We start from the raw sequence: 21,630 nt of genomic DNA, 5'->3' as shown, positions 1-21,630 counted from the left end.
AGTTCCCCGGGCGTTTGCACGTGCGAGCCTCCGCCTCGGCAAGCGAAGGCCGGGAGGAACGGATTTAATTGAATTTCTGCAACTGGATAGCAGCCATTTCCCGCACGAGGCCCGCAGGCCTCACGCGCCGAACCCTGCCCGGACGGCTGCCTCCGCCGCCGCCGCCATCTCCTTGCGGCCGCCAAACGCCTCCGGCCGCAGCGGCGCGCGGAACGTCAGCTCCACCGTCCCGCCGGCCGAGCGGGCCAGAACGTCGCGCAGGTGGCCGGCGAAATCCATCTCGCCCCACCAGCCGTAGACCGCCGCCGGCAGCCCCTCGGGCGGCCGGTAGCGGATCGTCACCGGCTGTACCGCCACCTGCCCTGCCAGCTCCGGCGCGAAGAACACCCCGAAGAGCGCCGACTTGAAGGCAAGGATCCGCTGTCCGTCCGTGCTCGTCCCCTCGGGGAAGATCGCCATCCGGTCGCCGCGCGCCAGCCGGGCCAGCAGCTCCGCTTCCTGCGCCTTGGCCTGCGCCGGACGGCGGTCGATGAACATCGTCCCGATCGCCCGCCCGATCAGCCCCACGCCGGGCCAGTCCCGCACCTCGGCCTTGGAGACGAGGAACGGCGCCGCCGCCCGCTGCAGCGCCCAGATGTCGATCCAGCTCGAATGGTTGGCGACGAACGCGCCCCCCGACCGCATCGGCTCGCCGCGCTGGACGTACGCGAGCCCCAGCGAGGCCAGCGCCTGCGCCGCCCAGACCTGCACCACCGCCGGCCCCAGCGCGCTCGCCGGCCGCCCGGCGAGGCGCTCCACCAGCCAGTCGACGGCGCGCGCCAGCAGGAACAGCCCGAAGAAAAACACCAGCGCCGCCACGGCCCAGACCAGCCGGAACCCGAGCCGTGCCCGCTCGCGCCCGGTCAGCGGCGGCAGGACCGGCGGCACCGCCCCGCTCCAGCGGGCCCGCGGCGGCGCCTTCACCGCCTCGCTCACGCCTTCCTCCGGCCGCGCTCGTAGAATGCCCGGTACTTCTCGGTCATCCGCCCGGTGTCCATGATGACGCAGACGTCCACCGTGTTGAACTCCCGGTCCAGAGAGGCGCCGTCGCCGACGAAGCCGCCGAGCCGCAGGTACGCCTTGATGAGCGGCGGGATCGCGCGCAGCGCCCGCGCCGGATCGACCGCCTCGGCCGGCACGCGGTCCATCGCCACGAAATGCTCCGGCCGCGCCCGCGCCCGCAGGTCGGGCGGCGCGAGATGCGTGTGGTGCAGGAATGCGAGCGGCTCGGCCAGCGCCGCGACGTCGGTCCCGGGAAAGCTCGCGACCCCGAACAGCAGCTCGATCTCGCGATCCAGCACGTAGCCGGCCAGCCCGTTCCACAGCAGATGCATCCCCGGCCCGCCGCGATGCTCCCGCGCCACGCACGACCGGCCGAGTTCGACCGAGCGCCGGCCCGAGCGCGCGATCGGCGAGAGATCGTATTCGGACGCGCCGTAGAACCCGGGCCCCGCCTCGGCCACCTCGCCGCGCATCAGCCGGTAGACCCCGACCACGCGGTCCAGCGGATCGGCCACCGGGTCCAGCGTCTCGAGGATCAGATGGTCGAAGTACGGGTCGAACGCATCCCACTCGCGCCGCGCCGACAGCTGTTCCGGGGTTGCGTGCGCGCCCATCTCCTCGACGAACACCCGAAAGCGCAACCGCTGCGCACCCTCGCGTTCCTCGGGCATCTCGGCGAGCTTCACCCGGTATCGGCTGACGTCGATCTCCATGCGTCCCCGCGCAGCCTCCATGCGGTCCTGAAGCGGCGATTCCGGCGTGGCGATCCCGGCGCGATTCGAACGCGCGACCTGACGCTTAGGAGGCGCCCGCTCTATCCACTGAGCTACGGGACCGTCGCTCGTGCTCGTAGGCGGGGACCGCAGGCGGGTCAACCCGAGTCCGCATCGCCGTCGCGGCGCGCGCCGCCGCCGGATCGAGGCGTTTTGTCTTGCCGCCAGCCGGCGGGCGGGGCAGAGGGAGGGGGCAATGGCTGGGGTCCGAACAGGCAGGTTGGCGCGAACGGTGGCCGCGCTCGCGCTCGCAGCGGTCCTCGCGCAGGCGTGCGCGCCCGGCCCGCCCGCCGGGGTCGCGCCGGTCTCCGAGGTGGAGGCGCGCCTGCTGACGGCCTCGGGCGGCCTCTACCCCGACGACGCGCTCGCCAGCTACGTCCGCGGGGTCGGCATGTCGCTGGTGCGGGCCGCCGGACTGCCGCGCGACGGCTGGCAGTTTCTCGTCCTCGATACGCCCGAGGCCAACGCCTACTCCCTTCCCGGCAACCGGATCTACGTCACCCGCGGCATGCTGGCGCTGGCGAACGACGAAGCCGAGCTTGCGACGGTGCTCGCCCACGAGATCGGCCACGCGGTCTCCGGCGATGCCGACCACGACGCGCCGGACGCAGAGCGCCGGGCCTCCGAGTTCCGTGCCGACCGGCTCGGCATGGGCTATCTCGTACGGGCGGGCTATGACGCCGAGGCCCAGGTAGATTTCCTCCGCACGCTGCTCGCCCAGCGCCGGCTCGCCTTCCGGCTGGCCGGGGTCGACCCGCGGACGGAGGCTTCGGCCCCCTCGAACCATCCCGCGCTCGCCGACCGGCTGGTCGTCGCCAGGCGCGAGGCGGCCGGCGCCAGCGGCCGGCGTGGCCGCGACGCCTACCTCGCCGCGATCGACGGCCTTGTCTGGGGCGACGGGCCGTCGCAGGGCTTCGTCGACGGCCAGACTTTCTTTTCTCCGAAGCTGGGCTTCGCGTTCGATGCGCCCATCGGCTACGGGCTCACCAACCGCAAGGACTCGGTGACGGCAGACGGATCGCACGGGGCGATGTTCCTGCTCGACAGCGTTGCCGACCCGGGCGGCAGCCCCGTCGACTATCTCGCGCTCCGCTGGGTGCCCAAGATCGCCGAGGACATCGGCGCCGGCCCGGTCACCGGGCTGCAGTCGATCCAGCTCAACGGCCTCGAGGCGGCCCGCGGCCGGGTGATGCTGCACGACGGCCGGAGCGAGCGAGTTGCCGACCTCACCGTCGTGCGGCTCGGCGGGCGGCTCTACCGGCTGACCGGGCTGCGCCGGACGGGCGACGCGACCGCTGCCGCCGCCCTCGCGGCCACGGCGGCGAGCTTCCACGCCGTCGATCCCGCCGAGGCGCGCACGTATCAGCCCCCGCGCCTGCTGGTCCACCAGATCACTCCCGGCGAGGACGTGAGGGCGCTGGCCGAGGCGATGCCGGTCGACGCGCCGCGCGCCACCTTCGACATGCTGAACGAACTCCGGCCCGGCCGGGTCCTGCGGGAGGGCGACGTGGTGAAGCTTGTCGACTGACCGTGCCCCTGGCACGACGGGGAAGGCGCGGACGGATTCGTCACCCGCCACGTCCGTCAGGCGTCACCGTTTCGCCTGACAGGAAGCCGGAGTCGTCTCGTCTGCCGGGTACAGGGTCCGAGCTTTGGAACCGGCCCTCAGACCACGAACTGCTGGCCGAGCTTCCAGCACCCGGTTCGACGGCAGGCGGTAGAAGCCGGTGGCGTCCGTCGCCGCCTTGGTCATGGTGATGAACAGCTTGTCCTGCCACAGCGGCATCACCGCGCGATCGGTCGCCGGGCGGAACGAGCGGCGGTTGAGGAAATAGGACGTGCTCATCATCTCGAGCGCCAGCCCTTCCTTCCGCGCCAGCGCCAGCGCCCGCGGCACGTTCGGCACCTCCATGTAGCCGAACGTCAGCTTGATCCGCCAGAACGTGTCGCTGATCTGCTCGAGGTCGAGCCGGTCGGCATCGGCCACGCGCGGCATGGTCGTCACCTGCACCGTAACGATCACGTTCCGGCTGTGCAGCACATGGTTGTGCTTCAGGTTGTGCAGGAGCGCCGACGGCGCGACCTCCGGATCCGACGTCAGGAACACCGCGGTGCCCGGCGCCTGCGCCGGCTTCGACTTCTTCAGCATGGCGACCAACTGCTCCAGCGGCACGCTGCCGGAATGCGCCTTGCGGTTGACGATGGCGGTGCCGCGCACCCAGGTCGTCATCAGGAGCCCGATGATGCTGGCAAAGATCAGCGGGACGAAGCCCCCCTCGAACAGCTTCAGCAGGTTGGCGCCGAAGAACGCCAGCTCGATGGTTGCGAGCGGCGCCATGACCGCGATGCAGACGAGCAGCGGCCATTTCCAGAGGCTGCGGAACACGACGAAGGCCAGCATCGAGTCGATCAGCATGGCCCCTGTCACGGCGATGCCGTAGGCGCTCGCCAGCGCGTCGGAGCTCTCGAACAGCAGAACGAGGCTCAGCACGATCACCATCAGTGTCCAGTTCACCCGTGGCATGTAGATCTGGCCGACCTGGCTGGCCGAGGTGTGCTGGATCTCGAGCCGCGGCAGCAGGCCGAGCTGTACCGCCTGCTGGGTCAGCGAGAAGGTGCCGGAGATCACCGCCTGGCTGGCGATCACCGTGGCGCAGGTGGCGAGCAGCACCAGCGGCACCAGCGCCCAGGACGGCGCCATCAGGAAGAACGGGTTGTGGACCGCGTCCGGATTGGCGAGGACGAGGCTGCCCTGGCCGATGTAGTTGAGCGCCAGCGCCGGAAAGATCAGCGAGAACCAGGCGGTGCGGATCGGTCCCCGCCCGAAGTGGCCCATGTCGGCATAGAGCGCCTCGGCGCCGGTGACGGCGAGAAAGACCGAGCCCATCACCACGAGCGATCCCGTGCCGTGCAGCACGATGAACCGCATGGCCTCGATCGGATTGAACGCGGTGAAGATCATCGGCCGGTCGCCCGCGTGGTAGATCCCGAGCGCGGCCACCACCAGGAACCAGACCACGGTGATCGGCCCGAAGAACACGGAAATCCGGGCCGTGCCGCTGCTCTGCGCCCAGAACAGGCCGGTCAGGATCACCACCGTCACCGGCAGCACGTAGGGGTCGAAATTCGGCGTCACGAGCTTCAGGCCCTCGACCGCGGACAGGACCGAGATCGCCGGGGTGATCGAGGCGTCGCCGTAGAACAGCGCCGCCCCCGCGACGCCGAGAATGAACAGGAGCCGCGTGCGCTTGCCCAGCGCCTGCTGCGCCAGAGCCAGCAGCGACAGCGTGCCGCCCTCGCCCCGGTTGTCGGCACGCAGGATCAGGATGACGTACTTCACCGTGACGATGAGGATCAGCGTCCAGAGCAGCAGCGAGACGATGCCGATGACCTCTTCCTCGGTCAGCCCGTCCCGGCCGGCGGCGGCCAGCCCCTCGCGCATCGCGTAGAGCGGGCTCGTACCGATATCGCCATAGACGACGCCGACCGAGCCGATGACGAGCTTCCAGAAGGACTGAGGCCGATGCTCGGCCTCGGCCTCGATACTCGTCGCCATGCAATTCCTCTCGTCCCGTGAGCGGAGCGGCTCTCTAGCGTCCCCGCCTTCGTGCGGCAAGCCGACGCATGTTGCAAGGGCGAAGAAACTTCAGAGGATGCGGTCGACGATCAGGCCCGGGACATAGCCATTTCCCGCCGAGAAGGCGCGGGCAGCCGCGGCCGCCCGTCCCGGCGCAGGGATCTCGACCAACTCGATGAAGCCTTCGGCGAGCGGGCGGGCGGGCGGCTTCCGGCGCCTGTCCGGCGGCGCGGCGGCTTCGGACGGGCGTCGGCCCCGGCTCGCGCAGGCGCATGTCCTCTCCCGCATCGCAACGATCCTTCCCCAAACCCTTGGGAAGGATAGCGCGAGGGGTCAGCGCAGCGAACCAATTCGTGAAGAAAGAGTTAAGAGGCGCGAGACCGCGCCGCCCTTCTCTCTGGAGCCCGGATCGGTCGATCCGTCACGTGCTTCTCGCTCCGGTCTGTCGATCGTGCGGGTCGAGATCGCCGATATCGACCCGCACGAAGACCTTCCGGCGTCGTGAAAATCCCTCTCCGGACCTCCTTCGCCGAATTTTCGGATTGCGTCCCGGGCGCGGCTCAGGCCGCGCCTGCGGCCGCCTCGCCCGGACCGACTTGTTCGGCCTTGCCCGTCGGTTCCACGCCCGCGTGAGCCTTCGATGCCCAGCGATCAGCCAGCAGTGCGAGCGCAAACGCCTTCTGTGCCTCGAGCGCGTAGGTCCGGGCCAGCTCCTCCGGCCGCTCGACCGACGCCCTGGCCCTTGCCGACATGCTCACGACAGCGGCTGCGCCACTCGTCTCGGCGCTGCTCGCGTCCTCGGTCGCGGCGGCGGTCACGGATTCGGCCGTGGCTGTCGTCGGGTCGCTTGCCGTGGTGGTCGTGGCAGTCGCCACGTCCGTCTCGTCGGACGCCTCTGTCTCGTCCGTGGCAGTGGCCGCCGCCTCGGTCTCGGACGCCGTGTCGGTTGCCTCCGGCTCGGACGCGGTCGGCTCGGGCGCGGTCGGCTCGGGCGCGGTCGGCTCGGGCGCGGTCGGCTCCGGCTCGGTCGCTTCGGGCTCGGAGGAGACCGACGCGGCGGGCGTTTCTGCCGCTGCGGGCGCCGGCGCGGAAGTCTCTGTCGGCGAAGTCGCCGTCGGTGGTGTCGCCGTGGCGGAAGTCGTCGTTGCGGGCGTGTCCGTCGCGGAAGCCGCAGCGGCGGTGGTGGCGGTCGTGGTGCTGAAGCTCACCACTGTCGCCGGCGCGTCGACTGCCGTCGTCGTGGTCGTTCCGGAAGTGCCGCCCGACGCCGTGCTGGTCGAAGCTGTGCTGGTCGACGCCGTGCTTGTCGACGTCGACGCCGTGTTTGTCGCCGTGCTTGTCGGATGCAACAAGTTATTGATCTTCAGATTCAAGGAAGACAGCAAACTGCTGCTCATTGGACTGACCCCATATTCCCCAGATCCCGGGAGTTATTAGGTCGTTCCAGATCGCTTTCGCAGGCTGCACGCCCCGTCGTGCTTACCGGACCGGCGCGGCTCTCGGCTCAGGATTATGCGCCTCACCGCTGGGTTCAAAGGAAAAAGCCGGGGGGCACTCCCTCCCCCCGGCTCGGTCCCCTAACCGTGACGCAGCCTGGGTCAGGAACAGGCGGCGTCGAGCGCCACGTGGCCCCGGTCGATACCCGTCACCGTGACCTTGCAGGACTTCTCCCCCGAGGCGACGTCGATGCTGTCGCCGACGGCGACGTCCTGCGTCGTGACGCCGTTGACCGCGATTCGCGCCATCTCGTCCTCGACTCCCGACACGAACACCCGCACGGCGCCGTCGGCCAGGATCACGGAGGTGCCGGCAGCGGTGCCCTCGGCGCTGGGCAGGTCGCTGCCGCAGGCGCCGCTCAGGCTCGCATGGCCGCGGTCGACCGCCGCCAGCGTCAGCTGGCAGTCCTTGTCACCGGCCTGGAACGGCGCCGTCTGGCCCACCGCCAGCGTGACCGGCGCACCATCCACATAGAGCGACGCCTCGCCGGCCGCGTCGTCGACCCGCGAGACGAAGACCCGCGCGGTTTCAGACAGGATCACGGTCTCGCCGGCGGCACTGCCGGCCGGGATGCCAGTGGCCTCGCTGGCCGGCTTTGCCGCCTCGGCCGGGGCCGCGTCCGCCGCCGGAGCCTTTGCCGCCGGCGCCGGCTCGCCTGGCACGACCGCCGCCAGCCGCTGCTGCAGCTTGTCGAGCCCGCCCTGCAGCGCCGCCATGCTCGACGCGCCCGCCGCGCCGACTCTGTCGCCGAGCTGGGTGCCAAGATCGGTAATCGTCCCGCCGATCCGGTCGCCCAGTCCCTGCACCGCGTCGGCGCCGGACTTTACCTGCGCGGAGACGGCATCCATCCGGGTGCCGAGGTCGCCGACCTTGGCCTCCAGCGCGGCGGTGCGATCGGCCTCGGCCTTGCCGGCCGCGTCGAGGCGCGCGCTCATTGTATCGTCGATCTCCTTCAGGCTCGGCCCTCCAGAGCCGGCAATGTATCCGACAAGCAGGCCCACCAGCACCAGGCATGCGGCGCCGAGCAGCGTGTTTCGCGACATTCGTATCTCCCTGTTCTGCCAGCGCGGACGACCGCGCCGATTCCCCCCGCCGAAAGTGTACTCGCCGCCCGTCGGCGCGCAGCAGGGGATTTCGGGTGTCTTGCGCTCGCGGCCGTGGATGGCAAGGATGGCCGGAACGGCGGGAGCAGGAGGTTCGATTGGCCGCACCGAGCGACAACCTGAAGATCGACGGCGGCCGGCTCTGGGACGCTTTGATGGCGATGGCCGAGATCGGCCCGGGTGTCGCCGGCGGCAACAACCGGCAGACCCTGACCGACGCCGACGCCGAGGGCCGCGCCCTGTTCCGCCGCTGGTGCGAGGACGCGGGGCTGACCCTCGGGGTGGACCAGATGGGCACGATGTTCGCCACGCGGCCCGGCGCGGATCCGCACGCCCTGCCGGTCTACGTCGGCAGCCACCTCGACACCCAGCCGACGGGGGGCCGGTACGACGGCGTGCTCGGCGTGCTCGGCGCGCTCGAGGCGGTGCGCTCGATGAACGACCTCGGGATCCGCACGAAGCACCCGATCGTGGTGACGAACTGGACCAACGAGGAAGGCGCCCGCTTCGCCCCCGCCATGCTGGCATCGGGGGTCTTTGCCGGCGTGCTCGGCCTCGACTACGCCTATGGCCGCGTCGACCAGGACGGCCTGCGCTTCGGCGACGAGCTGGAGCGCATCGGCTGGAAGGGCGACGAGCCGGTCGGCGCGCGCAAGATGCACGCCTACTTCGAGCTGCACATCGAACAGGGTCCGATCCTCGAGGCCGAGGGCAAGGATATCGGCGTCGTCACGCACTGCCAGGGCCTCTGGTGGCTCGAATTCACCCTGACCGGCAAGGAGGCGCACACCGGCTCGACGCCGATGGACCTGCGGGTGAACGCGGGCCTTGCCATGGCGCGCATCCTCGAGATGGTCCAGGCCGTCGCCATGAGCGAGCAGCCGGCGGCGGTCGGCGGCGTCGGCCAGATGAAATTCTCGCCCAACTCCCGCAACGTGCTGCCCGGCAAGGTCGTCTTCACCGTCGACATCCGCACGCCGGAGCAGGCGAAGCTCGACCGGATGCGCGCCCGGATCGAGGCGGAGGCGGCGGAGATCTGCGCCGCCCTCGGCGTCGGCTGTGCGGTCGAAGCGGTCGGCCACTTCGATCCGGTGACCTTCGCGCCGGAACTCGTCGCCCGGGTCCGCGGCGCGGCGGAACGGCTCGGGTACTCGTACCGCAACATCGTCTCGGGGGCCGGCCACGATGCCTGCTGGGCGGCCCGAGTGGCGCCGGCGACGATGGTCATGTGCCCCTGCGTCGACGGTCTGTCGCACAACGAGGCCGAGAAGATCACCCCGGAGTGGGCGGAAAAGGGCGCGAACGTGCTGTTCCATGCGGTTCTGGAGACGGCGGAGATCGTGGAGTGAAAGGCCGGACGGCGGGCTTCACAGCGGGCTACACGGCGGTCTTCGCGGTGGCGCTTGCGCTTGGCGCCGCCGGTCCGGGGTCGGCGCAGGAGCGGTTCGCCACCCTCGCCGACGGTGCCGGCGGCCTCTGGGTGGTGGATGGCGCCGGCGACCGCGTGGCCCGCTGTCGCGAGGCTGCGGCCGCGAGCCCGCGGGTGCTCGGCGGTCAGGCCACTCCCCGGCCACGTGGCGGCGCCGGCGAGGAGCCGGTCTGCACCGGCTGGGTGGCGATCGCGGCACCCGCCGCGGCGGTGCGCCCGAAGGTGATCGGAGCCGGCGGGTGAGCCTCGGGGATCTGGAGATCGTCGTGGGCCGCGAGCGGCTTTCGATTGCGGCGGTGGCGCCGGTGTTCGGCACGGACGCCGGTGCGGAGGTCGCGGTGAGCTATGGCGCCCCCGCCACCGCGACGCTGCACGTCTATGCCCGGGAGATCGCCGACGGCGCCCTCACCTGCAGCCTCGGCGCGCGACGGGCGGCGGTGACGATGGACCTCCGCCTCGCGGCGCGTATCCTGTCCGAAGGGCTGCGGCGCGGGCTGACGCTGGCGCCGGACGACGCCGCGGTGCTGAGTGGGGCGCTGGCGATCTCGTCCGACGCCCGCGCCTCCGAATGACGGTCTCGGTGGTCGGTTTCTGGCAGAAATAGAAGCGGGGGTAAGGTCATGTCGACGGTCATCAAGGGTGGCACCATCGTCACCGCGGATCTGAGCTATCGCGGCGACGTGCTGGTCGAGGGCGAGACGATCACGGCGATCGGGCCGGATCTGGCCGGCGACACGGTGCTCGACGCCACCGGCGCCTACGTCATGCCCGGCGGCATCGACCCGCACACCCACCTCGAGATGCCGTTCATGGGCACCTACTCCTCCGACGACTTCGACTCGGGCACCCGGGCGGCGCTGGCGGGCGGCACGACGATGGTGGTGGACTTCGCCCTGCCCGCCCCCGGCGAGTCGCTGCTCGACGCGCTCAAGGTCTGGGACAACAAGTCCGGCCGCGCGCATTGCGACTATAGCTTCCACATGGCCGTCACCTGGTGGGGGCCGCAGGTCTTCGAGGAGATGAAGGCCGTCACCGAGAAGGGCATCAACACCTTCAAGCACTTCATGGCCTACAAGGGCAGCCTGATGGTGAACGACGACGAGATGTTCGCGTCGTTCCGCCGCTGTGCCGAGCTTGGGGCGATCCCGCTCGTCCATGCCGAGAACGGCGACGTGGTGGCCGAGCTGTCGGCCCGCCTGCTCGCCGAGGGCAACACCGGGCCGGAGGCGCATGCCTATTCGAGGCCCGCGCAGGTGGAGGGCGAGGCCACCAACCGCGCGATCATGATCGCCGACATGGCGGGCGCGCCGCTCTACGTCGTCCACGTCTCGTGCGAGGAGGCGCACGAGGCGATCCGCCGCGCGAAGATGCTGGGCAAGCGCGTCTGGGGCGAGCCGCTGATCCAGCACCTGACCCTCGACGACAGCGAATATGCCAATCCCGACTGGGACCACGCGGCGCGGCGGGTGATGTCGCCGCCGTTCCGCGACAAGCGCAACCAGGATTCGCTCTGGGCGGGGCTCGCGTCCGGCACGCTGTCGTGCGTGGCGACCGACCACTGCGCCTTCACCACCGCGCAGAAGCGGTTCGGCATCGGCGACTTCACCCGGATCCCGAACGGCACCGGCGGGCTGGAGGATCGGATGCCGATGCTCTGGACCTATGGCGTCGAGACCGGCCGGTTGACCCCGAACGAGTTCGTCGCCGTCACCTCGACCAACATCGCCAAGATCCTGAACTGCTATCCCCGCAAGGGCGCGGTGCTGGTCGGCGCCGATGCCGACCTCATGGTGCTCGACCCGAAGAAGGAGAAGGTGATCTCCGCGGCCAACCAGCAGTCGGCCATCGACTACAACGTCTTCGAGGGCAAGCGCGTCGCCGGCCTGCCGCGCTATGTGCTCAGCCGTGGCCGCGTCATGGTCGACGACGGCACGCTGAAGCCGGCGGAGGGTCACGGCCGCTTCGTGGCGCGACCGCCCGCCGGGCCCGTTTCGACCGCGCTCTCGACCTGGAAGGCGCTGACCGCGCCGCGGCCGGTGTCGCGGGCCGGCATCCCGGCGAGCGGGGTCTAGATGCGGCCCGCACTCGCGCTCGCCGGTCTGGCGCTCGTGCTCGCCGGCTGCGCCGTCGGCCGGACGCCGGTTGCGGTCGCCACCGCCAACGGGGCGGAACGCTATGTCGGCGAGCGCACGCGCGGCGGCGGCGACGCCTTCGCCCTCACCGCCCGCTCCGGCGCCGCCTGCGAGGGCGACCTCTACCCCACAACCGACACCACGACCGGCCAGCCCGCCTCCTTCGGCGGCGTCAGCTGCGACGACGGCCGGGTCGGCATGCTGCTGTTCAGCGGCAAGCCCTCGGCGGCCGGCGGGCCGGTCAGCGGCGTCATCGACCAGCACAAGGTGACAGGCAGCTGGGGCAGCGGCACCGGAGGCGCAGTGTGAGCGCGCCCGTGAACGAACGGCGCGGGACGACCGGGCCCGTGATCGAGGCGCGCGGCCTCGGCCTCACCTTCCAGACGGCGGACGGGCCGGTTCACGCGCTGAAGGGCGTCGACCTGACGATCAACGCCGGTGACTTCATCAGCTTCATCGGCCCCTCCGGCTGCGGCAAGACCACGTTCCTGCGGATCGCGGCCGACCTCGAGACCCCGACGGACGGCACGATCACCGTCAACGGCCTCCCCCCCGCCGCCGCCCGCGAGGCCCGTGCCTATGGCTATGTCTTCCAGGCGGCCGGCCTGTTCCCGTGGCGCACCATCGGCCGCAACATCGCGCTGCCGCTCGAGATCATGGGCTATCCCGAGGCCGACCGCGCCGCGCGCGTCCGCCGCGTGCTCGATCTCGTGGAGCTGGCGGGCTTCGAGAAGAAATTCCCCTGGCAGCTCTCGGGCGGGATGCAGCAGCGCGCCTCGATCGCCCGGGCGCTGGCCTTCGATGCCGACATCCTGCTGATGGACGAGCCCTTCGGCGCCCTCGACGAGATCGTTCGCGACCGCCTGAACGAGGAGCTGCTCAAGCTCTGGGACCGCACGGGCAAGACCATCGCCTTCGTCACCCACTCGATCCCCGAGGCGGTCTATCTCTCGACCCGCATCGTGGTGATGAGCCCGCGCCCCGGGCGTGTCACCGACGTGATCGAGAGCCCGCTTCCCCGCGAGCGCCCGCTCCACATCCGCGAGAGCCGGGCGTTCCTCGACATCGCCGCACGCGTCCGCGACGGCCTGCGCGCGGGCACCAGCGACGTATAGCGGCGGCGCGCTGACCTGCTAGACTGGCGCGCCTGAAGAGGACGCCAGCCATGCCCACAATTGCCCGCGACGCCACCCACCAGACCGTCATCACCACCTTCGAGGTGATGCCCGGCACCTGCCACGATCTCGTCGACCTGCTCCGTGCCGCCTACGATGAGGTCATCAGCCGCCAGCCCGGCTTCCTCGGCGCCGCGCTGCACGTCAACGACGCCCAGACCCGAGTCGCGAACTACTCCCAGTGGCGCCAACGCGAGGATTTCCTCGCCATGCTCCGCTCCGACGAGATGCGCCGCAGGAACCGCGAGATCAGCGCGCTCTGCAAGAGCTTCGAGCCGGTGATGTACGACGTGGCCGAGGTGTTCTGACCGGGCCTCGGCCACGTGAACCCGGCGCCCTCGGCCCTTGACCCCCGGGGCCGCCTTCCCCTAGAGCCGGGGCTCCGTGACGGCAACCGGGGGAGCGAGGCCAATGGACGCGGTGCGCGCGGCGGCGATGGAGTCGAAGGCCTGGCCCTTCGAGGAGGCCCGGCGCCTGCTCGATCGCTACAAGGACGGCCCCCCCGCCAAGGGCTACGTCCTGTTCGAGACGGGCTATGGCCCCTCCGGCCTGCCGCACATCGGCACCTTCGGCGAGGTGGCGCGCACCACGATGATCCGGCGCGCCTTCGAGACGATCTCGGATATCCCGACCCGGCTCATCTGTTTCTCCGACGACATGGACGGCATGCGCAAGGTGCCGGACAACGTGCCCCAGCAGGCGATGCTGCGCGAGAACCTGCAGCGGCCGCTGACCAGCGTCCCCGATCCGTTCGGCGAGCACGAGAGCTTCGGCGCGCACAACAACGCCATGCTGCGCCGCTTCCTCGACACCTTCGGCTTCGAATACGAGTTCTATTCCGCGACCGAGTTCTACAAGTCGGGCGCATTCGACCCGATCCTCCGGCGCGCCGCCGAGCGCTACGACGAGCTGATGGAAGTCATGCTCGCCTCCCTCCGCGAGGAGCGCAGCCAGACCTACTCGATCTTCCTGCCGATCAGCCCCAAGACCGGCCGCGTGCTCTACGTGCCGCTGAAGGAGGTGAACGCCGCCGACGGCACCATCACCTTCGACGACGAGGACGGCGACGAGCTGACGCTCCCCGTCACCGGCGGCAACGTCAAGCTGCAGTGGAAGCCCGACTTCGGCGCCCGCTGGGCGGCGCTCGACGTCGACTTCGAGATGTACGGCAAGGATCACTCGACCAACACGCCGATCTACGACCGGATCTGCGAGATCCTCGGCGGCCGCGCGCCCAACCATTTCACCTACGAGCTGTTCCTCGACGAGAACGGCGAGAAGATCTCGAAGTCCAAGGGCAACGGCCTGACCATCGACGAGTGGCTGACCTATGCCGATCCGGAGAGCCTTGCCTATTTCATGTACGGCAAGCCCAAGACGGCGAAGCGGCTGCATTTCGACGTGATTCCGAAGAACGTCGACGAGTATCACCAGCAGCTCCGCGCCGTGTCGGAGCAGGACGCGACGCAGCGGATCGCCAACCCGGTGTGGCACATCCACCGCGGCCAGCCGCCGGCCTCGGACATGGTGGTGAGCTTTGCGATGCTGCTGAATCTCGCCAGCGCCGCGAACGCCCACGACAAGGACGTGCTCTGGGGCTTCATCCGCCGCTATGCGCCCGAGGCGAGCCCGGAGACGAACCCGGGCCTCGACGCCGCGGCGGGGCGCGCCGTGCGCTATTTCGAGGATTTCGTGCGGCCGGCGAAGATCTACCGCCACGCCGACGCCCACGAGGTCGCCGCGCTCCGCGAGCTGCGCGACCGGCTCGCCGCATGGGACGCGCCGGCCGACCCGGAGGCACTGCAGAACCTCGTGTTCGAAGTCGGCAAGGCGCATGGATTCGAGCCGCTGCGGGCGTGGTTCGCCGCGATCTACGAGGTGCTCCTCGGCGCGGCGCAGGGGCCGCGCTTTGGCGGCTTCGTCGCGCTCTACGGCATCCCCGAGACCGTCGCCCTGATCGAGGAGGCCCTCGCCGGCAAGCTCGTCACGGCGCCGGCGGAGACCTGATCCGTCAGAGCACCAGGTCGTCCGCGTGCAGCGCCGGCGCGCCGAGCACGCGGATGACGAAATCCGCCGCGCCGTCGCCGTCGACGTCGCCGGACAGCAGGCCATGCGCATAGCGCACCTCGCCCGACGTGCCGTCGAACGTCCGCGCGCCGATGTATCGGAAGGCATCCTCGCCCGCGTGATCGCTCCGCGCGTCGATCTCGGACAGGTCGATCGTGTCGCCCGTGCCGAAGTCCGAGATGACGTCCCGGAGGCTGGGGGCGGAGTCGCTGGCCTTGACGAAACCGAACACGTCGTCGCCCGCGCCCCCGGTCAGCCAGTCGCCATGGGCGCCACCCAACAGGTTGTCGTCACCCGCGCCGCCGATCAGCCGATCGCGGCCGAAGCCGCCGAGCAGCGAGTTGTCGCCGAACCCGCCGACCAGCGTATCCGCGCCGGCAAAGCCCGCGAGCACGTCACCGCCGGCCAGCCCGTCGAGCACGTTCGCCTGCTCGTTCCCCGCGAGCCAGTTGCGCGTGCCGTTGCCCCAGCCGGACACGGCGCTGCCGTAGAGCACCAGCGCCTCGAAATTGAGCGGCAGACGATAATCCACGACCGCGCCGATCGAGTCGCGTCCGCCGTCGGCCGCCTCCACCAGCCTGTCCGGGCCGAACACCACGTAGACGTCATTGCCATCGCCGCCGACCATCGTGTCGCGCCCGGCCCCGCCCACGAGCACGTCCTGCCCGGCGCCCCCGAACAGCCGGTCATGCCCGGCGCCGGACGAAAGCGTGTCGTTGCCGGCGCCGCCGGTCAGCGAATCATTGCCGGCGCCCGTCTCCATCGCGTTGGCCGAGGCATTGCCGCGGAACGACACGTCGCCGGTCATCCGCTCGGTGAAGTCGGCGGGATACGCCCGCACCCGCACCGGATCGTCGAAGCGCGCGCCGAACACCGGCGTGTCGTCGAAGGCGACATCGACCGACCCGATGCGTCCGGCCGGCGCGCTGCCGGACAGGTTGAAGCGGCCGTGGTAGGTCTCGCGCAGGCTGTCGCCGGCAAAGACGCCGTCCGAGATCGTCCCGGAATAGTCGAGCAGCGTGCGGGTCGCCGTCACGAGCCGCACGTCGGTCGGGGTGTAGGCTGGCCACTGGTCGGTCGGGCCGGCCGCGTCAAAGAGCCAGAGGTAAGTCGTCATCCGAACCTTCCTTCGCCGGCAAAAGGACGCGGACTGTGGCACGAAAAGGATGGTCGAGAAAAGAATGCGCCGCGGTTTAACGGCTCATCCGTTCCGGTAACGTCCTCTTCACGAATGCGATGCTACCCGGGCGAAAGCTGCTGCGGGGACGCCGAAATGAACATTCAGATCACTCACCGACCTGGCCTCGACCTGATGCCCGCGGGCTTCGCGGAGGGTCTCGACGACTGGTCGTTCGGCGACGGCACGCCCGCCAGCGGCAGCTATGTCGACGCCGCCAACGCCGGGCTGGCCGACGACGACGACTTCGGCCTCTGCCTCGAGCTGCGCACCGCCCATCCGATGCAGCGGCTGCGCTACATGGGCGAGGTGCCGGTTCGCGCCGGACACTTCATCGAGATTTCCTCCCGACTCAAGGTCGTGGCGGGCCCGCTGCCTCTGGTGCGGGTCTCCACCTATCCCGGCGGCCGCCCCGGGCAGCGGCTCGACCTGCCGGACACCGGCCCCGTCGTGGGCCTCGCGGCGCATGGCACGGTGTTCGAGGTGAGCGCCATCATCGGGCCGGACGCCCGCCCCGGCGTGCACCTCCCCTGGGACCCGCGCGCCCGCTATGCCCATGTCGGGATCGACCTCCTGAGCGAGACCGGCACCACCGTGCGGATCGACCGCATCTCCGTCCGCGACGTGACCCGCCGCTTCCTGCCGCTCGGCCCGGTGCTGCCCGGCTTTCAGGACCTCTGACGACCGGCTCCGGCACAGCCGGAGCCTGCCTCACGTGTGAGATCCATGGAAAGTCCATGATCCCGCACGGGAGTGACCTACGCCGCTGCCTTGTCGGCCGCGTCGGCCAGCTCGACGATGTCGAGCATGATCCGGTTCAGCTCGAAATCCTTCGGCGTGTAGACCCGCGCCACCCCGGCCGTGCGCAGCGTTTCGGCGTCGACGTCCGGGATGATGCCGCCCACGACGAGCGGCACGTCGGCGATCCCGGCGGCGCGCATCCGCTCCAGCACCTCGGTCACCAGCGGCAGGTGCGAGCCCGAGAGGATCGACAGGCCGACGACATGGACGCTCTCCTCCAGCGCGGCGTTGACGATCTGTGCCGGGGTGAGGCGGATGCCCTCGTAGACCACTTCCATGCCGCAGTCGCGCGCCCGGACGGCGATCTGCTCGGCGCCGTTCGAGTGGCCGTCAAGGCCCGGCTTGCCGACCAGGAACTTGATCCGCCGCCCGAGCCGGCCGCTGGCCGCCTCGACCGCCGCGCGGACCTCGGCGAGGTTGCCCGCCGCGTGCGACACCGACTTGCCGACGCCGGTCGGCGCGCGGTACTCGCCGAAGACCTCGCGCATCGCCGCGCCCCACTCGCCGGTGGTGACGCCGGCCTTGGCCGCGGCGACCGACGCCGGCATGATGTTCTCGCCGGCCCGCGCCGCCGCCTTCAGCGCCGCGATCGCCGCCTCGGCCGCGGCACCGTCCCGCGCCGCGCGCCAGGCCTGCAGCCGCTCCACCTGCTCGGCCTCGACGGCCGGGTCGACCACCAGGATGCCGCCGTCCCCCGCGGTCAGCGGCGATGGCTCGGCCTCCTTGAAGCGGTTGACGCCGACCACGGTCGTCTCGCCCGCCTCGATCCGCCGCAGCCGCGCCGCGTTGGCCGCCACCAGCTCGGACTTCATGTAGTCGATCGCCGCGACCGCGCCGCCCATCTCGTCGATCCGGGCAAGCTCGGCGCGGGCGCCGGCTTTCAGCGTCTCGACCTTCGCCTCCACCGCCGGGTTGCCGTCGAAAAGATCGCCGTATTCGAGCAGGTCGGTCTCGTAGGCCATGATCTGCTGCATCCGGAGCGACCACTGCTGGTCGAACGGCCGCGGCAGCCCCAGCGCCTCGTTCCACGCCGGCAGCTGCACCGCACGCGCGCGGGCCTTCTTCGAGAGCACGACCGCCAGCATCTCGATCAGGATGCGGTAGACGTTGTTCTCCGGCTGCTGCTCGGTCAGGCCGAGCGAGTTGACCTGAACGCCGTAGCGGAAGCGGCGAAACTTCGCGTCCTGCACGCCATAGGTCTCGAGGCAGATCTCGTCCCAGAGATCGACGAACGCCCGCATCTTGCACATTTCGGTGACAAAGCGGATCCCGGCGTTCACGAAGAACGAGATGCGGCTGACCAGTTCGGGGAAATCCGCCTGGTCGACCTGCCCCCGCACCTCGTCGAGCACCGCCCGGGCGGTGGCGAGCGCGAACGCCAGCTCCTGCTCCGGCGTCGCGCCGGCCTCCTGCAGGTGATAGGAGCAGACGTTCATCGGGTTCCACTTCGGCACCGACCGATAGCAGTACTGCGCAACGTCGGCGATCAGCTTCAGGCTCGGCTCCGGCGGGAAGACGTAGGTGCCGCGGGAGAGGTATTCCTTGATGATGTCGTTCTGGACCGTGCCCTGCAGCTTCGCGACGTCGGCCCCCTGCTCCTCCGCCACCGCCACGTAGAGCGCCAGCAGCCAGCCGGCGGTGGCGTTGATCGTCATCGAGGTGTTCATCGCCTCGAGCGGGATGCCGTCGAACAGCGCCCGCATGTCGCCGATATGGCTGACCGGCACGCCGACCTTGCCGACCTCGCCGCGCGCAAGCACATGATCGCTGTCATAGCCGGTCTGCGTCGGCAGATCGAACGCGACCGAAAGGCCGGTCTGCCCGCGGGCCAGATTCGAGCGGTAGAGCTCGTTCGACTTGGCGGCGGTCGAGTGGCCGGCATACGTCCGGAAGAGCCAGGGCTTGTCGCGGGTCGGTTCGGTCATGCGGTCAAAGCTCGCGAATCGGCTGAAAGCGGTCGGGCGACACTAAGCCGGTTTGCACTGCAGCGCAAACAGTCGAAACATTATTGCGTCGATAAACGAACGCCGGATGGAAAATTGCCTGAGTTTTCGGCCATTGCGCGGGTGCGAAAGCGATTGCACCCGAGACGCGATAATGTCATTTATCTGCCAAGCCCATGAACGCAATAAAGTTGCGCGACGGTTTTCCGAACCCCGCGCCGCAAGCAAGGAACGCACCCATGTCGCCATTGGACGCGCCGACCACCCAGCCAGAGTATGACGCGCCGCAAAAGGACCTCTACGAGATCGGCGAGATCCCCCCGCTCGGCTACGTCCCCAAGCAGATGTACGCTTGGGCGATCCGGCGCGAGCGGCACGGCGAGCCGGACAAGTCGTTCCAGGTCGAGGTCGTCGACACGCCGACGCTCGATTCGAACGAGGTCCTCGTCTTCGTCATGGCGGCGGGCGTGAACTACAACGGCGTCTGGGCCGGCCTCGGCATCCCGATCTCGCCGTTCGACGGCCACAAGGCGCCGTATCACATCGCCGGCTCGGACGCCTCGGGCATCGTCTGGGCGGTCGGCGACAAGGTGAAGCGCTGGAAGATCGGCGACGAGGTCGTCATCCACTGCAACCAGGACGACGGCGACGACGAGCACTGCAACGGCGGCGACCCGATGTTCTCGCCCAGCCAGCGGATCTGGGGCTACGAGACGCCGAACGGCAGCTTCGCGCAGTTCACCAACGTCCAGAGCCAGCAGTTGATGCCGCGGCCGCAGCATCTGACCTGGGAAGAGGCGTCGTGCTACACGCTGACGCTCGCCACCGCCTACCGGATGCTGTTCGGCCACTCGCCGCACGAGCTGCGGCCCGGACAGAACGTGCTGGTCTGGGGCGCGTCCGGCGGCCTGGGCTCGTTCGCCATCCAGCTCATCAACACCGCGGGCGCCAACGCCATCGGGGTGATCTCCGAGGAGAACAAGCGGGACTTCGTGCTGTCGCTCGGGGCCAAGGGCGTCATCAACCGCAAGGACTTCAAGTGCTGGGGCCAGATGCCCACGGTCAACACGCCGGAATACAAGGAGTGGTTCAACGAGGTCCGCAAGTTCGGCAAGGCGATCTGGGACGTCACCGGCAAGGGCGTGAATGTCGACATGGTCTTCGAGCATCCGGGCGAGTCGACGTTCCCGGTGTCGGTCTTCGTCGTGAAGAAGGGCGGCATGGTGGTGATCTGCGCCGGTACCACGGGCTACAATCTCACCATGGACGCGCGCTATCTCTGGATGCACCAGAAGCGGGTGCAGGGCAGCCACTTCGCCAACCTGAAGCAGGCGTCCGCCGCCAACCAGCTCATGCTCGAGCGCCGGCTGGACCCGTGCATGTCCGAGGTCTTCCCCTGGGCGCAGATCCCGGACGCGCACGTGAAGATGCGGAAGAACGAGCACAAGCCCGGGAACATGGCGGTGCTGGTCAGCGCGCCGACCACGGGCCTGCGCACCTTCGCCGACACCATCGAGGCGAGCCGCTCGCGGGCATGAACCCGCGCGACGGTGGCCGCGACGCATCGCGGCCACCGGACGACAGGCTTCAGGCGCGGCGGGCCCCGACTGCTCCGCGCCGATGATTTGATTCCGCCCGTCACGCGCGTCGTGAGACCTTGACCTTTGGCGCTGCGGCGGCAAACAGGGGATCCCCGCCGGCTTGAGGCGGGACCGCCGTCAGTGCCGATCCGGAGAATGCCACGACGGCCGCCCGCGCCGCGATACGCGCTCCCGGAAGCGGACTTTTGCAAATATGCACTGATCGCCCCGCGCGTGGCGAATCGATCTGGCCATGACCTCGGCGCGCTTTGCCGCAAGCCCGACAGCCCTGTAGCAATATCAACGCCTTATCTCTCCCCACCCCCCTCATTTCAGGGGCCACCGAATTGGCGAATTTAACCGTGTTCACGCCAATGCTATCAGCACGTCACCGAGCCCCCGCCTCCCACACAGGTGCCGCGCCATGAAAGCCTACTGGGTCATTGATATTCTGAAGGACATCCGGCAGTTTTCGGAGAAGAACGGCATGCTCGAGCTCGCCGAGCAGCTCGACGATGCCATCTTCGTCGCGGCCAGCGAGATCGGCGCCAAGCTCTGTACAGGGACGGACGTTGGACAAGGCCAGGCTCGAGGCGCTCTTGGAGCGCTTGCAGACAACGAGTTCCATTGACGAGCTACAGGTCTGGGCGCACGAGCTGCGCGACTTCTGCGACGTCACCCACGTCTTCTACCACACCGCGACCCTGAAGCGGGAGCAGATCGGCGCCTTCACCTACAGCCGCGACTGGGCGCGACGCTACGTCGAGAGGAATTATCTCTCGATCGACCCGGTGCTGCAGGGCGCCATGCGGCGCTTTCACCCGATGGACTGGAAGACCCTCGACTGGTCGAGCCCCGCCGCCCGCGCCTTCCTTCTCGACGCGATGGAGCACGGGCTCGGCAATCAGGGGTGGACCGTGCCGATCTGGGGGCCGCAGGGCGAGTTCGCCGTCTTCTGCCTCAATCACCAGTGCAGCGATGCGGACTGGTCGCGGTTCACCAGCCAGAGCGCCAAGGACATCCTCGTGGTCTCGCACCTGATGCACGAGCAGGCGCTGCGAATCATCAACCGCGAAACGGCACCGCCGAGCGCGGATCTGTCCCCGCGGGAGCGCGAGGCGCTCGCGCACCTGAGCGTCGGGCACAGTCGGGCTGCGGTCGCCGACATGCTGCAGATCTCGGAAAACACCCTGCGCGCCTACATCGATTCGGCGCGTCACAAGCTTGGTGCATTGAACGTCACCCATGCCGTCGCCCTCGCGCTGGCCAAGGGCATCATAACGCCGCAGGGGGCGTTGCCAAAATACTAGGGTGCCGCACGGTCGGACTTTCTTA

General features: G+C 69.7%; 22 protein-coding genes and 1 tRNA gene. 14 read left to right on the top strand and 9 right to left on the bottom strand.

Going from position 1 to position 21,630, the window contains the following annotated elements:
- Nucleotides 1–120: 120 nt before the first annotated feature.
- The 3 genes from QM699_RS04945 to QM699_RS04935 form a co-directional block, all read right to left on the bottom strand.
- Nucleotides 121–975 (bottom strand): 1-acyl-sn-glycerol-3-phosphate acyltransferase, encoded by an 855-nt coding sequence (locus QM699_RS04945; protein ID WP_415010079.1) that lies wholly within the window; start codon nt 973–975, stop codon nt 121–123.
- Nucleotides 972–1,754: a GNAT family N-acetyltransferase gene (locus QM699_RS04940; RefSeq protein ID WP_415010078.1), complete on the bottom strand. Its 783-nt coding sequence runs from the start codon at nt 1,752–1,754 to the stop codon at nt 972–974. Before QM699_RS04940 ends, QM699_RS04945 begins: the two co-directional genes overlap by 4 nt.
- 47 nt (nt 1,755–1,801) lie before the next feature.
- Nucleotides 1,802–1,877, bottom strand: a tRNA-Arg gene (locus tag QM699_RS04935).
- A gap of 157 nt (nt 1,878–2,034) precedes the next feature.
- Here QM699_RS04935 and QM699_RS04930 point away from each other — a divergent pair.
- Nucleotides 2,035–3,342: a M48 family metalloprotease gene (locus tag QM699_RS04930; protein ID WP_415010077.1), complete on the top strand. Its 1,308-nt coding sequence runs from the start codon at nt 2,035–2,037 to the stop codon at nt 3,340–3,342.
- A 63-nt stretch (nt 3,343–3,405) separates the two neighbouring features.
- Here the strand turns inward: QM699_RS04930 and QM699_RS04925 are convergent, their stop codons facing one another.
- From QM699_RS04925 to QM699_RS04915, 3 genes are all read right to left on the bottom strand, one after another.
- A complete protein-coding gene (locus tag QM699_RS04925) occupies nt 3,406–5,370 on the bottom strand; it encodes a potassium transporter Kup (protein WP_415010076.1) in 1,965 nt (654 codons plus the stop codon).
- Between the two features lie 90 nt (nt 5,371–5,460).
- The gene (locus QM699_RS04920) at nt 5,461–5,679 is read right to left on the bottom strand and encodes a hypothetical protein (protein WP_415010075.1); all 219 of its coding nucleotides are present in this window, start codon (nt 5,677–5,679) and stop codon (nt 5,461–5,463) included.
- 272 nt (nt 5,680–5,951) lie between these two features.
- Nucleotides 5,952–6,209 carry a hypothetical protein gene (locus QM699_RS04915; RefSeq protein WP_415010074.1) on the bottom strand — a complete coding sequence of 86 codons (258 nt, stop codon included), beginning with the start codon at nt 6,207–6,209 and terminating at the stop codon, nt 5,952–5,954.
- A 10-nt stretch (nt 6,210–6,219) separates the two neighbouring features.
- On the opposite strand from QM699_RS04915, the gene QM699_RS04910 reads away from it, so the two are divergent.
- Complete coding sequence (locus tag QM699_RS04910) at nt 6,220–6,828, top strand: hypothetical protein (RefSeq protein WP_415010073.1); 609 nt, start codon at nt 6,220–6,222, stop codon at nt 6,826–6,828.
- 161 nt (nt 6,829–6,989) lie between these two features.
- On the opposite strand, the gene QM699_RS04905 is transcribed toward QM699_RS04910, so the two are convergent.
- Entirely contained in the window at nt 6,990–7,931 is a 942-nt protein-coding gene (locus QM699_RS04905; protein WP_415010072.1) for a hypothetical protein, read from the bottom strand.
- A 158-nt stretch (nt 7,932–8,089) separates the two neighbouring features.
- Between QM699_RS04905 and QM699_RS04900 the strand changes: the two genes are divergently transcribed.
- From QM699_RS04900 to QM699_RS04865, 8 genes are all read left to right on the top strand, one after another.
- Nucleotides 8,090–9,340: a Zn-dependent hydrolase gene (locus tag QM699_RS04900; RefSeq protein WP_415010071.1), complete on the top strand. Its 1,251-nt coding sequence runs from the start codon at nt 8,090–8,092 to the stop codon at nt 9,338–9,340.
- Nucleotides 9,337–9,663 carry a hypothetical protein gene (locus QM699_RS04895; RefSeq protein WP_415010070.1) on the top strand — a complete coding sequence of 109 codons (327 nt, stop codon included), beginning with the start codon at nt 9,337–9,339 and terminating at the stop codon, nt 9,661–9,663. The genes QM699_RS04900 and QM699_RS04895 overlap by 4 nt, the downstream gene beginning before the upstream one ends.
- Nucleotides 9,660–9,992 carry a hypothetical protein gene (locus QM699_RS04890; protein ID WP_415010069.1) on the top strand — a complete coding sequence of 111 codons (333 nt, stop codon included), beginning with the start codon at nt 9,660–9,662 and terminating at the stop codon, nt 9,990–9,992. Before QM699_RS04895 ends, QM699_RS04890 begins: the two co-directional genes overlap by 4 nt.
- A gap of 48 nt (nt 9,993–10,040) precedes the next feature.
- Nucleotides 10,041–11,492, top strand: a complete 1,452-nt coding sequence (hydA, locus tag QM699_RS04885; RefSeq protein WP_415010068.1) for a dihydropyrimidinase — start codon at nt 10,041–10,043, stop codon at nt 11,490–11,492.
- Nucleotides 11,493–11,861, top strand: coding sequence for a hypothetical protein (locus QM699_RS04880; protein ID WP_415010067.1), 369 nt, complete (start codon nt 11,493–11,495; stop codon nt 11,859–11,861).
- On the top strand, nt 11,858–12,667 hold the full coding sequence (locus QM699_RS04875; protein ID WP_415010066.1) for an ABC transporter ATP-binding protein: 810 nt from the start codon (nt 11,858–11,860) through the stop codon (nt 12,665–12,667). Before QM699_RS04880 ends, QM699_RS04875 begins: the two co-directional genes overlap by 4 nt.
- A gap of 50 nt (nt 12,668–12,717) precedes the next feature.
- The gene (locus QM699_RS04870; protein WP_415010065.1) at nt 12,718–13,035 is read left to right on the top strand and encodes an antibiotic biosynthesis monooxygenase family protein; all 318 of its coding nucleotides are present in this window, start codon (nt 12,718–12,720) and stop codon (nt 13,033–13,035) included.
- A gap of 103 nt (nt 13,036–13,138) precedes the next feature.
- A complete protein-coding gene (locus QM699_RS04865) occupies nt 13,139–14,734 on the top strand; it encodes a lysine--tRNA ligase (protein WP_415010064.1) in 1,596 nt (531 codons plus the stop codon).
- Between the two features lie 4 nt (nt 14,735–14,738).
- Here the strand turns inward: QM699_RS04865 and QM699_RS04860 are convergent, their stop codons facing one another.
- Nucleotides 14,739–15,911: a calcium-binding protein gene (locus QM699_RS04860; protein ID WP_415010063.1), complete on the bottom strand. Its 1,173-nt coding sequence runs from the start codon at nt 15,909–15,911 to the stop codon at nt 14,739–14,741.
- 156 nt (nt 15,912–16,067) lie between these two features.
- On the opposite strand from QM699_RS04860, the gene QM699_RS04855 reads away from it, so the two are divergent.
- Nucleotides 16,068–16,652, top strand: coding sequence for a hypothetical protein (locus QM699_RS04855; RefSeq protein WP_415010062.1), 585 nt, complete (start codon nt 16,068–16,070; stop codon nt 16,650–16,652).
- A 77-nt stretch (nt 16,653–16,729) separates the two neighbouring features.
- Here the strand turns inward: QM699_RS04855 and QM699_RS04850 are convergent, their stop codons facing one another.
- A complete protein-coding gene (locus QM699_RS04850; protein ID WP_415010061.1) occupies nt 16,730–18,697 on the bottom strand; it encodes a methylmalonyl-CoA mutase family protein in 1,968 nt (655 codons plus the stop codon).
- Nucleotides 18,698–18,954: 257 nt separating this feature from the next.
- On the opposite strand from QM699_RS04850, the gene ccrA reads away from it, so the two are divergent.
- The 3 genes from ccrA to QM699_RS04835 all read left to right on the top strand — a co-directional run bounded on the left by ccrA (nt 18,955) and on the right by QM699_RS04835 (nt 21,605).
- Entirely contained in the window at nt 18,955–20,253 is a 1,299-nt protein-coding gene (ccrA, locus tag QM699_RS04845) for a crotonyl-CoA carboxylase/reductase (RefSeq protein WP_415010060.1), read from the top strand.
- Nucleotides 20,254–20,719: 466 nt separating this feature from the next.
- On the top strand, nt 20,720–20,926 hold the full coding sequence (locus QM699_RS04840; RefSeq protein ID WP_415010059.1) for a hypothetical protein: 207 nt from the start codon (nt 20,720–20,722) through the stop codon (nt 20,924–20,926).
- Complete coding sequence (locus QM699_RS04835; protein ID WP_415010058.1) at nt 20,904–21,605, top strand: helix-turn-helix transcriptional regulator; 702 nt, start codon at nt 20,904–20,906, stop codon at nt 21,603–21,605. Before QM699_RS04840 ends, QM699_RS04835 begins: the two co-directional genes overlap by 23 nt.
- Nucleotides 21,606–21,630 lie beyond the last annotated feature (25 nt).

It is taken from the genome of Amaricoccus sp. (assembly GCF_047602525.1).
Taxonomy (GTDB): domain Bacteria; phylum Pseudomonadota; class Alphaproteobacteria; order Rhodobacterales; family Rhodobacteraceae; genus Amaricoccus.
Note: the sequence above shows the minus strand (reverse complement) of the source record. Positions and strands in the feature narration are given on the sequence as shown.